Origin of the sequence: Rheinheimera mangrovi (assembly GCF_003990335.1) — a bacterium.
GTDB lineage: Bacteria > Pseudomonadota > Gammaproteobacteria > Enterobacterales > Alteromonadaceae > Pararheinheimera > Pararheinheimera mangrovi.
The window spans coordinates 3,343,046-3,356,301 of sequence record NZ_CP034683.1; the positions used below are offsets into that span (position 1 = coordinate 3,343,046).

A 13,256-nucleotide genomic window follows, 5' to 3' on the forward strand; every position below is an offset into this window, starting at 1 on the left:
TTTTTACCTCCGTTGACCCACTTATTTGTCTTCACTGAACCAAACAATATTGCGGGCAGCCATAATCAGCTCTGCCGCTTTTTCTTCAGTCATTTTTTCGATTTCAATCAAATCATCTACCCCAAGCTCTGCCAGATCATCAAGAGTGATGACACCTTTGCTGGCCAACACATAAGCTGTGTGGGTACCAACACCTGGCAGATTAACTAATGCTTCACTAGGCTCAGAGCCTTCCAGTGATTCTTCGCTGGCCAGAGCACGTGTGGTTAATACGGCTTTAGCACGTTTACGTAATTCTTCTACCGTGTCTTCATCTAATCCGTCGATAGAAAGAAGTTCGCTGACTGGTACATAGGCGATTTCTTCTAAAGTGGAGAAGCCTTCGTCTACTAATACACCAGCAAAATCTTCATCAATTTCCAGCGCCGTCATAAACAAGTCCAACACCTTGGCATTTTCTTCCTGGTGTTTGGCTTTCATTGCAGACACTGTCATCACGTTGAGTTCCCAGCCGGTCAGCTGACTGGCTAAACGGACGTTTTGACCAGCACGACCTATGGCCATGGCCAGGTTGCTGTCTTCGACGGCTATATCCATAGAGTGTTTGTCTTCATCCACTATGATGGACGCCACTTCGGCCGGAGACATGGCATTGATCACAAACTGAGCCGGGTTGTCGTCGAATAAAACGATATCAACACGCTCACCCGTTAACTCGCTGGACACAGCCTGAACACGTGAACCACGCATACCGACACAAGCACCCACAGGGTCGATACGACGGTCATTGGTTTTCACTGCAATCTTAGCGCGTGAACCCGGATCGCGGGCAGCTCCACGGATTTCGATCATCTCTTCGCCGATTTCCGGCACTTCGATACGGAATAATTCGATCAGCATTTCCGGACGGGTACGGCTTAAAAACAGCTGAGCACCACGGGCTTCTGGTTTTACTTCATATAATAAAGTACGGATACGATCACCCGGACGGAAAGTCTCACGTGGCAACATCTCTTCTTTAGCTAACATAGCTTCTGCATTGTTACCTAAGTCGACGATGATGCTGTCACGGTTTACTTTCTTAACCACGCCAGTGACTAATTCGCCAACCTGATCGACATAAGCTTCCACTACCTGTGAACGCTCAGCTTCACGGACCTTTTGCACTATGACCTGTTTCGCCATTTGCGTGGTGATACGGTCAAAAGTAATAGAGTCGATTTGCTCTTCAACATAATCGCCTACTTTTAATTGAGGTTCGTCATATTGAGCAGCAGACAAGGTGATTTCGCGGTACGGATGTTCTTGTACCTGGTCATCCGGGATCACCAACCAGCGGCGGAAAGTTTCATAGGCACCGGTTTTACGATCTATGCTTACGCGGACTTCGATGTCGCCTTCGTTTTTCTTTTTAGTGGCAGCCGCTAACGCGTACTCTAACGCCTGGAAAATTTTCTCGCGCGGAACTGATTTTTCGTTCGATACCGCGTCAACTACTAATAAAATTTCTTTAGCCATATTATTTTGCCTCGCTTTGACCCGTGTATCAGAACACTGGCACTACGTTCGCTTTATCTACGTTATCCATCAGCAAACGATAGAGTTTGCCATCCACTTCCACTACTAACATATCGTCTTCGATTTGTGTCAGCAGGCCTTTAAATTTGCGGCGTCCATCCTGCGGAATAGCCAATTTTACTTCAATGATCTGGCCAACAACTTTGGCGAAATGAGCAGGAGTAAAAAGTGGGCGGTCTAAACCAGGAGAGGACACTTCAAGGAAATATTCATTCGGGATAGGGTCTTCAACATCAAGCAACGCACTCACTTCACGGCTTACAGTGGCGCAGTGATCCACAGTAATGCCATCCTGATGGTCAATATAAACCCGCAGAATAGAGTGACGTCCAGCACGAACGAACTCTATGCCGACCAGCTCAAAGCCTGCGGCTTCTACTGTTGGCGTTAACAGCTCAGTTAACTGCTGTTCTTGTTTAGTCAAAGAGACCTCCAGAAATAAAAAAAGGGCATAGAGCCCAGAATAGTAGTAAAACCTTGTCGCCAGATATAAAAACGCCCCGAAATTTCGGGGCGACTTTAGAGCTGACTGGACTCTGATATCGCCAATCAAAGTCCTGAATTCTGTAGGCTTCACAGCGAACTGTTTGACCTGGGCATAGCTTCTGCTTAACAAAAGCATCTTACGGTTACAATTTTGCTGCTTAATGAAACTTGAGAAGTTTAATTGATCAGTAAAAAATTGGTTGCGGGAGCCGGATTTGAACCGACGACCTTCGGGTTATGAGCCCGACGAGCTACCAGGCTGCTCCATCCCGCGTCCGTAAGCGACGCACATTATATAGTCCTGGTCTGACTATCGCAAGCTTAGTTTCTATCCTTCGTGCTTGAAGTTGCTGCTTTGTTGACTGTGCTCTTTCGACCCAATCACATAGCTTAACTATGTTCATGGGTTCTCTGTCGCTTGTCGCCGTGCCGCCACTCCAATCAGCTTGGATGTACTTATGGGCTTGCCGTGCTTTGTATATTGGTGCCGAGAGCGGGACTTGAACCCGCACGCCCGAAGGCACTACCACCTCAAGGTAGCGTGTATACCAATTTCACCATCTCGGCTAAAAAATCAGAGGTGCAATCAGTTCCCTACAGGAATATCTGATGCTGGCTTTTTCTCTTCTACTGCGTCAGCTGCTTTAGTTTCGACAGGCACAGATAAATCCTGCCATTCGTCTACAGCTTTCACACGGCCTGTACTCAGGTTACCCAATAACAGACTTAAAGCGAAAAACAACGTTGCCAGTACTGTCGTAGTACGAGTTAAGAAGTTACCTGTACCTGAAGAGCCAAAAATAGTGGCTGAACCGCCGGCACCAAATGACGCGCCCATATCAGCACCTTTACCGTGCTGGATTAACACCAGAACGATCAGCGCTAATGCGACTAACAGATACAATACAATAAACAATTCGTACATTATGAATCCTTTGCCATTGTGCAAATCGCAGAAAAATCTGCCACTTTCAAACTAGCGCCACCAATAAGGGCGCCGTCTATGTCCGCCTCTGCAAACAGGGCTTCACAATTAGCAGCAGTGACACTGCCGCCATAAATAATTTTCACCGCATCTGCTGCCTGTACATCATACTGCGCCAAATGTTGGCGTATGAACTGATGCACTTGCTGAGCTTGCTGCGGTGTTGCTGTCTGACCTGTGCCTATAGCCCAAATCGGTTCATAACTTACCACAGAATGCGCCAGTAAATGAGGCTGCGCAGCATACACCGCATCTAATTGCCGTGCAAGAACCTGCAAAGTTTTTTCTTCTTCTCTTTGCTGCAAAGTTTCACCAACACAAAGTATTGGCGTCAGGCCAGCATCTACGGCCACTTTCACTTTTTGGCTGATCACAGAATCCAGTTCACCATACAAAGCACGGCGCTCTGAATGACCAATGATCACATGCGATGCACCAGCGGTTCGTAGCATATCCGCAGAGATTTCACCGGTAAAGGCCCCCACTAACTGTTCGCTCATATTCTGAGCACCCAATTTATAATTGGCATGTTTTGGAAAGTAGGATAGAAAAATTACCGGAGGGCAGATCAAAATATCAGGCAGAGGTTGTTTTAACACAGACAGAGCATCTGACATCTGTTGCACCAGATCCAGGCTACCATTCATTTTCCAGTTAGCGACCACTAACGGCTTACGTTGTCTCATGTTGTTGCCTCTGAATTAAAACGGGCGAGATAGTAACTAACCTCACCCATTCAGACAAGACTTGACGGTTAAATTAGCAGTTTTTAGCTGGCGATCTTCACTGCATCGGCTATTTTTTGCGCATATTGTTGTACTTCGTCTTGTATCCTTCCTTCTACCATTACACGAATTAAGGGTTCAGTACCTGATTTTCGGATCAAAACACGCCCCTGGCCGTTCAAATCCTGTTCAACTTGCTGTATGACTTTCTTGACGTGTAAGTTTTCTAAAGGTGCAGTGCCTTTTTCAAATTTTACGTTCACCAGCACTTGTGGCATCTTGGTCATGCCCTGCGCCAAATCAGCCAGCGACAACTTCGCTTCCAGCATCGCAGTTAATACCTGAATGGAGGCAATAATACCGTCACCCGTACCAGCATGATCCAGGTTCAATACGTGACCTGAGTTTTCACCGCCGATACGCCAGTTTTTCTGTGCCAGCATCTCTACCACATAACGGTCACCAACATTAGAGCGTGCAAATGGAATACCCAGTTCGGCCAAGGCCAACTCTAACCCCATATTACTCATCAGAGTACCCACTACTCCACCCTGCAACTTATTCAGCTTTTGTGCATTGCGGGCAATGATATAGACGATTTCGTCGCCATCAATCACCCGGCCTGTGTGATCCACCATCATCACACGGTCACCGTCGCCATCGTAGGCGATACCTAAGTCAGCACCTGTTTCAACCACTGTTTGTTGCAACAGATCAGTATGAGTGGCACCACAGTGGTCGTTAATATTTAAACCATTAGGACTAACGCCTATGGCCTGAACCTCTGCCCCTAATTCACGGAATACATTCGGTGCTATGTGGTAAGTGGCACCATGGGCACAATCCAGTACGATTTTTAAACCATTCAAGGATAGATGGTTTGGCATATGGCTTTTACAGAACTCTATATAGCGACCGGCAGCATCGTCAATACGCATGGCTTTACCTAAACGCTCTGACGATTCGCAAACCATAGGCTGTTCCATCGCTTCTTCAATAGCCAGCTCTACGTCATCAGGTAACTTAGTACCGTCAGCTGAGAAAAACTTAATACCGTTATCATAATAAGGGTTGTGCGATGCGCTGATGACAATACCGGCTTCAGCACGGAAAGTACGAGTCAGGTAGGACACTGCGGGCGTTGGCATTGGTCCCAATAAACGTACATCGACGCCCGCAGCCACTAAACCAGCTTCTAACGCGGTTTCTAATAAATAACCCGAAATACGGGTGTCTTTACCAATTAATACTTTTTTGGTACCACGCTGTGATAACACCCGACCAGCGGCCCAACCTAACTTCATCGCAAATTCAGGCGTAATTGGAAACTCGCCCACTTTGCCACGTACACCATCAGTGCCAAAATACTTCCTAGACATGCTCTACTCCAAATAAGGTGGCACAAGTTATAGCCACAGCTTGTACAGTTTCTTTAACATCATGCACGCGAATAATACGGGCACCTTTCATGACTGCTATTGTGGCACAGGCCAAACTACCTGCCAAACGTTCCTCTGGCGGAACCTGTACTAACTGACCAATCATTGATTTACGCGACATTCCGACCAGCAGTGGGTAATTTAATCCCAGCAAGTCTGAAAGCTGACTTAACAGCTGATAGTTATGCTGCAGACTTTTACCAAAACCAAAACCTGGGTCGAGAATAATCTGGCTTTTTGGGATGCCTGCGGCGATACAAACTTCTGCTCTTTGCTGTAAAAACTCCCCCACCTCTTTTACCACATCCTGATACAGAGGTGAATGTTGCATAGTTCTGGGTTGCCCCTGCATGTGCATTAAACACACAGGCACTTGCGCAGCGGCAGCCACTTCAACCGCACCATGATCTAACAGAGCTTTAATATCGTTAATGATGTCAGCACCAGTGGCCACGGCTTCTTTCATCACTTGCGATTTGCAGGTATCAATAGAGATGACGCAATCCAGTTCAGAGCGAATAGCTTCAATCACGGGCAAGACTCTGTCGAGCTCTTGCTGTACTGAGACTTCTTCTGCACCTGGGCGGGTCGACTCGCCCCCTATATCTAAAATAGCAGCGCCTGCAGCAAGCATGGCTCTAGCCTGTGCGATCGCAGCATCTTTGCCAATAAAACGGCCACCATCAGAAAATGAGTCCGGCGTGATATTTAAAATGCCCATCACTTTAGGATGGGATATATCCAACTGACGATGACGGGGCAATTGCAATAACATAAAAATACTCCTTCATCCTGCACATAGCAAAACCCCGGGAATTCCCGGGGTTTAATTAGTCAGAATTGAACTTTACAGAGGGTTTTCTGTGGATGGCTCTGACGGACTCACAACATCAACAGGCTTAGTATCACCGCTGTTAGAGCCTTTATTTTTGTCTTTTGGTTCCCAGTTTTCAGGCTGGCGAACGGTGCGACGATTCATCAGGTCATCAATTTGTCTGGAATCAATAGTTTCATACAACATCAGCGCTTCTTTCATCGCATGCAAAATATCCATGTTTTCTTCAATCAGAGTTTTTGCTCTGTTGTAGTTACGATCGATAATAGCTTTGATCTCAGAATCAATAATGCTGGCCGTTTCATCAGACATATTCTTCGCTTTGCCCATACTGCGGCCCAAGAATACTTCGCCTTCTTCTTCGGCATACAACAGCGGACCTAATTTGTCCGAGAAGCCCCACTGCGTCACCATGTTACGTGCTATAGAGGTAGCGTATTTGATGTCTTGCGAAGCACCTGTTGATACAGCATCACCACCGTAGATCAACTCTTCTGCCAGACGACCACCGTAAGCCACCGAAATTTTACTTTCCAGTTTACGACGGCTGATGCTGGTGGCATCGGCTTCCGGTAAGAAGAAAGTCACACCTAAAGCACGGCCACGAGGAATAATAGTCACTTTGTGCACAGGGTCATGCTCCGGCACCAAACAACCTACAATAGCGTGTCCTGCTTCGTGATAAGCCGTCATTTCTTTTTCAGCTTCCGACATCACCATAGAACGACGCTCTGCGCCCATCATGATTTTATCTTTAGCTTTTTCAAACTCTTCCATACCAACAACACGGTTATTACCGCGGGCGGCAAACAATGCAGCTTCGTTCACCAAGTTGGCTAAATCGGCACCAGAGAACCCAGGAGTACCACGAGCGATCACGCTGGCTTTGACATCGTCACCTAACGGCACTTTACGCATATGCACTTTAAGAATTTGTTCACGACCGCGTACATCAGGTAAACCTACGACTACCTGACGGTCAAAACGGCCCGGTCTTAATAAAGCAGCATCTAATACATCTGGTCTGTTGGTAGCAGCGATAATGATGATGCCTTCATTGCCATCAAAACCATCCATTTCCACCAGCATCTGGTTTAAGGTTTGTTCACGCTCGTCATGACCACCGCCTAAACCTGCGCCACGTTGACGGCCAACGGCGTCAATTTCGTCGATAAAGATAATGCAAGGAGCAGCTTTTTTCGCTTGCTCGAACATGTCACGTACCCGACTGGCGCCGACACCTACAAACATTTCCACAAAGTCAGAACCAGAGATAGCAAAAAACGGCACTTTAGCTTCACCGGCAATAGCCTTAGCTAACAGAGTTTTACCTGTACCTGGTGGGCCAACCATTAAAATACCTTTTGGTATTTTGCCGCCCAGCTTCTGGAAACGTGATGGGTCTTTCAAATAATCCACCAGCTCAGTCACTTCTTCTTTGGCTTCGTCACAACCTGCAACGTCAGCAAAAGTCGTTTTGATTTGATCTTCGCCCATTAAACGGGCACGGCTCTTACCAAAGGACATAGCGCCTTTGCCACCACCACCCTGCATCTGGCGCATAAAGAAAATCCAGACACCTATGAGTAAAAGCATTGGGAACCAGGAGATAAAAATCTGCCCCAGCATGCTTGGACTCTCAGGTGCGGTACCAGAGAAGGTGATGTCATTTTTGTACATGTCATCAATCAGCTTTGGATCGTAGCCAGTTGGGATCACAGTTTCAAAACGGTCGCCAGAACGCTTTACACCAGTGATCACACCATTTTGTTCCTTCACCTCGCGGATCTGGCCCTGATTGGCTTCTTTCAGAAACTGGGTATAACTCATTTGCTTATCTGCTTTATCAGCAGGACCAAAACTATTAAATACCGACATCAATACAACGGCGATAACCAGCCATACGATGAGATTTTTTGCCATGTCACTCAAGGTGAGAACCTCTCAGTTACGAAAATAGTTACAAAAAACGGTTACGATACGCTAAACCTACCGCTACTTTACTAGACTTTAAAGCCTGTCGCCACGATATATGTCTCACTGGAACGTGCCCGGGACGAATCTGGTTTACGGATCCGTACAGTGGTGAATACGCTGCGAACCTGTTGCACAAAGGCCTCGAAGCCTTCACCATGAAATACTTTGACAACAAAACTGCCATTTTTCTTCAATACGTTGTTACACATTTCCAGCGCCAGTTCGACCAGATACATACTTCTGGATTGATCCACTGTGCTGTTACCACTCATATTGGGTGCCATATCGGACAATACCACATCCACATTACGACCACCGATACGCTCTAACAAGGCGTTTAATACAGCGTCTTCGCGAAAGTCCCCCTGCAAAAAAGCCACACCGGCTAAAGGGTCCATCGGCAGAATATCACAAGCCACAACACAACCTGACTGACCTACTAATTCTGCAGCTCGCGCCGACCAACTGCCAGGTGCTGACCCTAGATCTACGACCGTCATGCCTGTTTTGATCAGTTTATCTTTATCCTGAATTTCATCCAGCTTAAAAGCAGCCCGGGAACGTAGCCCTAATTTTTGTGCTTTTTGCACAAAAGGGTCGCTTACGTGTTCCTGTAACCAGCGAGACGAGCTGGCGGAACGTTTTTTCTTTGTCATCTGAGTACTCTTAAATAGTCTTCATAGCAAGATGGCGGTACAATAGTGTAATTTCAAGCTTTCCAACACGGAAAATCTACACATATGAACCTTAGTAATAAACAAAAACAGTTTTTAAAAGCCAAAGCACACGAGTTAAAACCAACCATTCTGTTGGGTGGTAACGGATTAACTGAAGGCGTTATGGCCGAAATCGATTTGGCGTTAGAGCACCATGAACTGATCAAAGTGAAAGTTCCAAGCATCGATCGCGAAGAAAAAGTCGCTATCATGGACGCTATAGTGCGCGAAGCCAAAGCACAAAAAGTGCAGGTGATTGGCCATATTCTGGTGATCTACCGCGCTGCCAAAGAGAAAAAGTTACATATTCCAAAAGGTTAATCAGCGCCTTTTAAGTAACCTGCGGCCTGCAAAAACATGCGGGCCGACTCTTCATCCTCTGCAATATGTCTGGTCAAATAGGCTGGTTTCTCCACTTCAGTCGCTTTTAAATACTGCCAGGTCAGCATTTCATCTGCTGGTAACAACAATTCCACATGATGCAAATTGTTGGCAATTGCCCAAACAGAATTCTGTTTGAGTAACTCAAAAGATTGTGCAGGACTCGCTTGCCACTTTCTTATATCTAACACAATGGCCCAAGGTTTCGCGGTAACAGGAACAACCAAAGCTCTGAAGTCTCTGATGTATTCTTCAGTTCCCAATAACGTAGATACACCAAAAACCTGAACCCATAGCACCTGGTCTATCAGTTTCAGTTGATAAGCTTTTGTCTGGCCTCTTTGCATTTCTATCAGCTCTGGATTATTGAGAATAAAAAGGCGGCCTAAGCCGCCTTTTTCTTAGCTATACAGCTTATAAATACTGTACTTGAGTGATCTCAAACTCCACCATACCGGCTGGGGTATTGATAGTGACCACATCTTCTTCTTCTTTACCAATTAAACCGCGGGCTATAGGCGAATTCACCGAAATCCTGAAGTTTTTAATATCCGCTTCATCATCACCCACAATACGGTAGGTAACTTCCTCTTCCGTATCCAGGTTCAGAATGGTTACAGTGGCACCAAAAATCACTTTGCCATTATTAGGCAGTTTAGTGATATCAATGATCTGCGCATTGGACAACTTGGCTTCGATATCCTGAATGCGGCCTTCACAAAAGCCCTGTTGTTCACGGGCTGCGTGGTATTCCGCATTCTCTTTTAAATCACCATGCTCACGCGCTTCGGCTATCGCTTGAATGATAGCCGGGCGTCTTACTGTCTTCAGCTCATGCAGCTCGTCACGCAAGCGTTGGGCGCCTTCAACAGTCATAGGGATTTGACTCATCCGTTTACTCTCTTATGTAATTCCTGCACTGATGCAACAGTGGCAAAGGCATTGGCCGCATTCGCCTTACAGGTTGCAAAAGCTGCATTTAAAGTTGTGGTGTAGTTGGCTTTATGTTGCAGCGCGCCACGACGTAACACTTTAGAGTCTTCAATAGCCTGACGACCTTCTGTGGTGTTGACGATATAGCTGTATTCGCCGTTTTTAATACGGTCCAGAATATGCGGACGGCCCTCAAACACTTTACTGACAGTACGGCATTCAATGCCTGCTGCTTCTAAAGCTTTGGCAGTACCACCAGTTGCATCCAGCTCGAAACCAAGCTCAACCATAGTTCTGGCCAATTCAACAACGCGCACTTTATCGCTGTCACGCACTGAAAGTAAAGCACGACCACCTGTTGGGATCACAGTGCCAGCACCTAACTCTGCTTTGGCGAAAGCTTCAGCAAAGGTATCACCCACGCCCATCACTTCACCTGTTGAACGCATTTCAGGTCCAAGGATTGGATCTACGCCCGGGAATTTGTTAAACGGGATCACAACTTCTTTCACAGAGAAATAAGGCGGGATGATTTCTTTAGTAATACCTTGCGATGCTAAAGACTGGCCAGCCATACAACGGGCGCCCACTTTAGCCACGGCCACACCTGTAGCTTTTGATACAAATGGCACAGTACGGGCTGCACGAGGGTTCACTTCAATCAGATAAATTTCGTTATCTTTGACAGCAAACTGAGTGTTCATTAAGCCGACCACACCCAGCTCCAGCGCCAACTTTTTCACCTGCTCACGCATTCTGTCCTGTACATCAACAGATAAGCTGTGTGGTGGTAAAGAACAGGCTGAGTCGCCTGAGTGCACGCCGGCTTGCTCAATGTGTTCCATAATGCCGCCGATGATGACTTCTTTTCCGTCACAAATGGCGTCGATATCCACTTCAATGGCGTCATCAAGGAAACGGTCCAGCAGTACCGGAGAGTCGTTCGACACACTGACCGCTTCCGTCATATAACGGCGCAGGTCCTGATCGTCATAGACAATTTCCATGGCGCGGCCACCTAATACATAAGATGGACGTACTACCATTGGGTAACCAATGGCCGGTGCTTTGGCAATAGCTTCTTCCAGACTGGTGACTGTAGCGTTTTGTGGCTGTTTTAAACCTAAACGTTCAACGGCCTGCTGGAAACGCTCACGGTCTTCTGCACGGTCAATGGCATCGGGTGAAGTACCAATAATTGGCACTCCATTCGCTTCTAAAGCACGGGCTAATTTTAATGGTGTCTGACCGCCGTACTGAACAATAACGCCTTTTGGCTGTTCTTTACGGACAATCTCCAGCACGTCTTCCAGCGTAATAGATTCAAAGTACAGACGATCGGAAGTGTCATAGTCTGTAGATACGGTTTCTGGGTTACAGTTGACCATAATAGTCTCGTAACCGTCTTCACGTAAGGCCAGCGCAGCGTGCACACAGCAGTAGTCAAATTCGATACCCTGACCTATGCGGTTTGGACCACCACCAATAATCATGATCTTGTCACGATTGCTTGGTGCAGCTTCACATTCTTCATCATAAGTGCTGTACATATAAGCTGTGTTAGATGAAAACTCAGCAGCACAGGTATCCACCCGCTTGTACACTGGATGCAGACCGAAGCTGTGACGTTTTTTACGGACTTCACCTTCTGCCACGCCTAACAAATCAGCCAGACGTTTATCAGCGAAACCTTTACGCTTTAATACTTTTAAGCGTTTTTCATCTAAACCGGCAAAACCAGCAGCCTGCACAGCTGCTTCTTCTTTCAGCAGATCTTCAATCTGGATCAGGAACCAGTGATCAATTTTGGTCAGCGCATAGATTTCATCCATGCTCATGCCCATACGGAAGGCATCTGCTATGTACCAAATACGGTGTGAACCAGGTTCACGCAGTTCTCGAATGATTTTCTCTTTGGCTTCCGGAGCTTGAATGTCAATGATTGGATCTAAACCACAAACACCAATTTCCAGACCACGTAAAGCTTTTTGCAGCGATTCCTGCTGGTTACGGCCAATCGCCATCACTTCACCCACAGACTTCATCTGAGTGGTTAAGCGGTCATTGGCACCAGCAAATTTTTCGAAGTTAAAACGTGGCACTTTGGTCACAACGTAGTCGATGCTTGGTTCAAACGACGCAGGTGTTTTGCCGCCAGTAATATCGTTGGCCAGTTCATCCAGTGTGTAACCACAAGCCAGTTTGGCTGCCACTTTAGCAATAGGGAAACCTGTGGCTTTAGAAGCTAAAGCTGAAGAGCGTGATACACGAGGGTTCATCTCTATGATGACCATACGGCCGTCTTCAGGATTAATACCAAACTGCACGTTTGAACCGCCGGTTTCCACACCAATTTCACGCAACACTGCCAAAGAGGCGTTACGCATGATTTGGTATTCTTTATCCGTTAAGGTCTGAGCTGGCGCTACAGTGATAGAGTCACCGGTATGCACACCCATAGGGTCGAAGTTTTCGATAGAACAGACGATGATGCAGTTGTCGTTTTTATCACGGACCACTTCCATCTCGTATTCTTTCCAACCGATCAGAGACTCATCAATCAGCAGCTCTTTGGTTGGTGACAGATCCAGACCACGGGTACAGATTTCTTCAAATTCTTCGCGGTTGTAAGCAATACCGCCACCTGAACCACCCATAGTGAATGACGGACGAATAATGCACGGGAAACCAATTTTTTCCAGTACTTCATAGGCTTCTTCCATCGAATGAGCCAGACCTGCGCGCGGGCAAGCCAGACCAATGGAACGCATTGCTTTGTCAAAACGGCTGCGGTCTTCTGCTTTGTCGATGGCGTCAGCGGTAGCGCCAATCATTTCGACATTGTATTTTGCCAGCACACCATGACGCTCTAAATCCAGCGCACAGTTTAATGCGGTCTGACCGCCCATGGTCGGTAACACTGCACATGGACGTTCTTTTTCAATGATTTTTTCTACCACTTGCCAGTGGATAGGTTCGATGTAGGTTGCATCGGCCATTTCCGGGTCTGTCATGATAGTGGCAGGGTTAGAGTTCACCAGAATGACACGGTAACCCTCTTCTTTTAATGCTTTACAGGCTTGAGCACCTGAATAATCGAACTCACAAGCCTGACCAATCACAATAGGACCGGCGCCGAGGATAAGAATACTTTTAAGATCGGTACGTTTTGGCATAGCTATTCTCTGTCTCTCTTATCTC

The 13,256-nt window shown here is 46.7% G+C and carries 12 protein-coding genes and 2 tRNA genes; 1 reads left to right on the forward strand and 13 read right to left on the reverse strand.

The window, feature by feature from the left end:
- Positions 1 to 21 precede the first annotated feature (21 nt).
- From nusA to rlmE, 10 genes are all read right to left on the reverse strand, one after another.
- On the reverse strand, positions 22 to 1,518 hold the full coding sequence (nusA, locus tag EK374_RS15105) for a transcription termination factor NusA (RefSeq protein ID WP_127025326.1): 1,497 nt from the start codon (positions 1,516 to 1,518) through the stop codon (positions 22 to 24).
- Between the two features lie 28 nt (positions 1,519 to 1,546).
- Positions 1,547 to 2,002: a ribosome maturation factor RimP gene (gene rimP / locus EK374_RS15110; protein WP_008900382.1), complete on the reverse strand. Its 456-nt coding sequence runs from the start codon at positions 2,000 to 2,002 to the stop codon at positions 1,547 to 1,549.
- 259 nt (positions 2,003 to 2,261) lie between these two features.
- Positions 2,262 to 2,338: transfer RNA gene (locus EK374_RS15115), tRNA-Met, on the reverse strand.
- Positions 2,339 to 2,546: 208 nt separating this feature from the next.
- Positions 2,547 to 2,631, reverse strand: a tRNA-Leu gene (locus EK374_RS15120).
- A 19-nt stretch (positions 2,632 to 2,650) separates the two neighbouring features.
- Positions 2,651 to 2,989: a preprotein translocase subunit SecG gene (secG, locus tag EK374_RS15125; protein WP_127025328.1), complete on the reverse strand. Its 339-nt coding sequence runs from the start codon at positions 2,987 to 2,989 to the stop codon at positions 2,651 to 2,653.
- Positions 2,989 to 3,735 carry a triose-phosphate isomerase gene (gene tpiA / locus EK374_RS15130; protein ID WP_127025330.1) on the reverse strand — a complete coding sequence of 249 codons (747 nt, stop codon included), beginning with the start codon at positions 3,733 to 3,735 and terminating at the stop codon, positions 2,989 to 2,991. Before tpiA ends, secG begins: the two co-directional genes overlap by 1 nt.
- Before the next feature lie 83 nt (positions 3,736 to 3,818).
- Positions 3,819 to 5,153: a phosphoglucosamine mutase gene (gene glmM, locus EK374_RS15135; protein ID WP_127025332.1), complete on the reverse strand. Its 1,335-nt coding sequence runs from the start codon at positions 5,151 to 5,153 to the stop codon at positions 3,819 to 3,821.
- Positions 5,146 to 5,988: a dihydropteroate synthase gene (gene folP, locus EK374_RS15140; protein WP_127025333.1), complete on the reverse strand. Its 843-nt coding sequence runs from the start codon at positions 5,986 to 5,988 to the stop codon at positions 5,146 to 5,148. Before folP ends, glmM begins: the two co-directional genes overlap by 8 nt.
- A gap of 72 nt (positions 5,989 to 6,060) precedes the next feature.
- Positions 6,061 to 7,971: an ATP-dependent zinc metalloprotease FtsH gene (ftsH, locus tag EK374_RS15145; RefSeq protein ID WP_206099218.1), complete on the reverse strand. Its 1,911-nt coding sequence runs from the start codon at positions 7,969 to 7,971 to the stop codon at positions 6,061 to 6,063.
- A gap of 80 nt (positions 7,972 to 8,051) precedes the next feature.
- Entirely contained in the window at positions 8,052 to 8,681 is a 630-nt protein-coding gene (gene rlmE / locus EK374_RS15150) for a 23S rRNA (uridine(2552)-2'-O)-methyltransferase RlmE (RefSeq protein WP_127025337.1), read from the reverse strand.
- An 84-nt stretch (positions 8,682 to 8,765) separates the two neighbouring features.
- Between rlmE and yhbY the strand changes: the two genes are divergently transcribed.
- Positions 8,766 to 9,062, forward strand: a complete 297-nt coding sequence (gene yhbY, locus EK374_RS15155; protein WP_008900389.1) for a ribosome assembly RNA-binding protein YhbY — start codon at positions 8,766 to 8,768, stop codon at positions 9,060 to 9,062.
- Here the strand turns inward: yhbY and EK374_RS15160 are convergent.
- From EK374_RS15160 to carB, 3 genes are all read right to left on the reverse strand, one after another.
- Entirely contained in the window at positions 9,059 to 9,469 is a 411-nt protein-coding gene (locus tag EK374_RS15160) for a hypothetical protein (RefSeq protein WP_127025338.1), read from the reverse strand. The genes yhbY and EK374_RS15160 overlap by 4 nt on opposite strands.
- A gap of 67 nt (positions 9,470 to 9,536) precedes the next feature.
- Positions 9,537 to 10,013: a transcription elongation factor GreA gene (gene greA / locus EK374_RS15165; protein ID WP_127025340.1), complete on the reverse strand. Its 477-nt coding sequence runs from the start codon at positions 10,011 to 10,013 to the stop codon at positions 9,537 to 9,539.
- Positions 10,010 to 13,231 carry a carbamoyl-phosphate synthase large subunit gene (gene carB, locus EK374_RS15170; RefSeq protein WP_127025342.1) on the reverse strand — a complete coding sequence of 1,074 codons (3,222 nt, stop codon included), beginning with the start codon at positions 13,229 to 13,231 and terminating at the stop codon, positions 10,010 to 10,012. Before carB ends, greA begins: the two co-directional genes overlap by 4 nt.
- Between the last annotated feature and the right edge of the window lie 25 nt (positions 13,232 to 13,256).

Bases quoted from the DNA above. Each gene is read 5' to 3' on its own strand.
- nusA (WP_127025326.1), bottom strand. From the start codon at position 1,518: ATGGCTAAAGAAATTTTATTAGTAGTTGACGCGGTATCGAACGAAAAA.
- secG (WP_127025328.1), bottom strand. From the start codon at position 2,989: ATGTACGAATTGTTTATTGTATTGTATCTGTTAGTCGCATTAGCGCTG.
- tpiA (WP_127025330.1), bottom strand. From the start codon at position 3,735: ATGAGACAACGTAAGCCGTTAGTGGTCGCTAACTGGAAAATGAATGGT.
- glmM (WP_127025332.1), bottom strand. From the start codon at position 5,153: ATGTCTAGGAAGTATTTTGGCACTGATGGTGTACGTGGCAAAGTGGGC.
- folP (WP_127025333.1), bottom strand. From the start codon at position 5,988: ATGTTATTGCAATTGCCCCGTCATCGTCAGTTGGATATATCCCATCCT.
- ftsH (WP_206099218.1), bottom strand. From the start codon at position 7,971: ATGGCAAAAAATCTCATCGTATGGCTGGTTATCGCCGTTGTATTGATG.
- rlmE (WP_127025337.1), bottom strand. From the start codon at position 8,681: ATGACAAAGAAAAAACGTTCCGCCAGCTCGTCTCGCTGGTTACAGGAA.
- yhbY (WP_008900389.1), top strand. From the start codon at position 8,766: ATGAACCTTAGTAATAAACAAAAACAGTTTTTAAAAGCCAAAGCACAC.
- EK374_RS15160 (WP_127025338.1), bottom strand. From the start codon at position 9,469: ATGCAAAGAGGCCAGACAAAAGCTTATCAACTGAAACTGATAGACCAG.
- greA (WP_127025340.1), bottom strand. From the start codon at position 10,013: ATGAGTCAAATCCCTATGACTGTTGAAGGCGCCCAACGCTTGCGTGAC.
- carB (WP_127025342.1), bottom strand. From the start codon at position 13,231: ATGCCAAAACGTACCGATCTTAAAAGTATTCTTATCCTCGGCGCCGGT.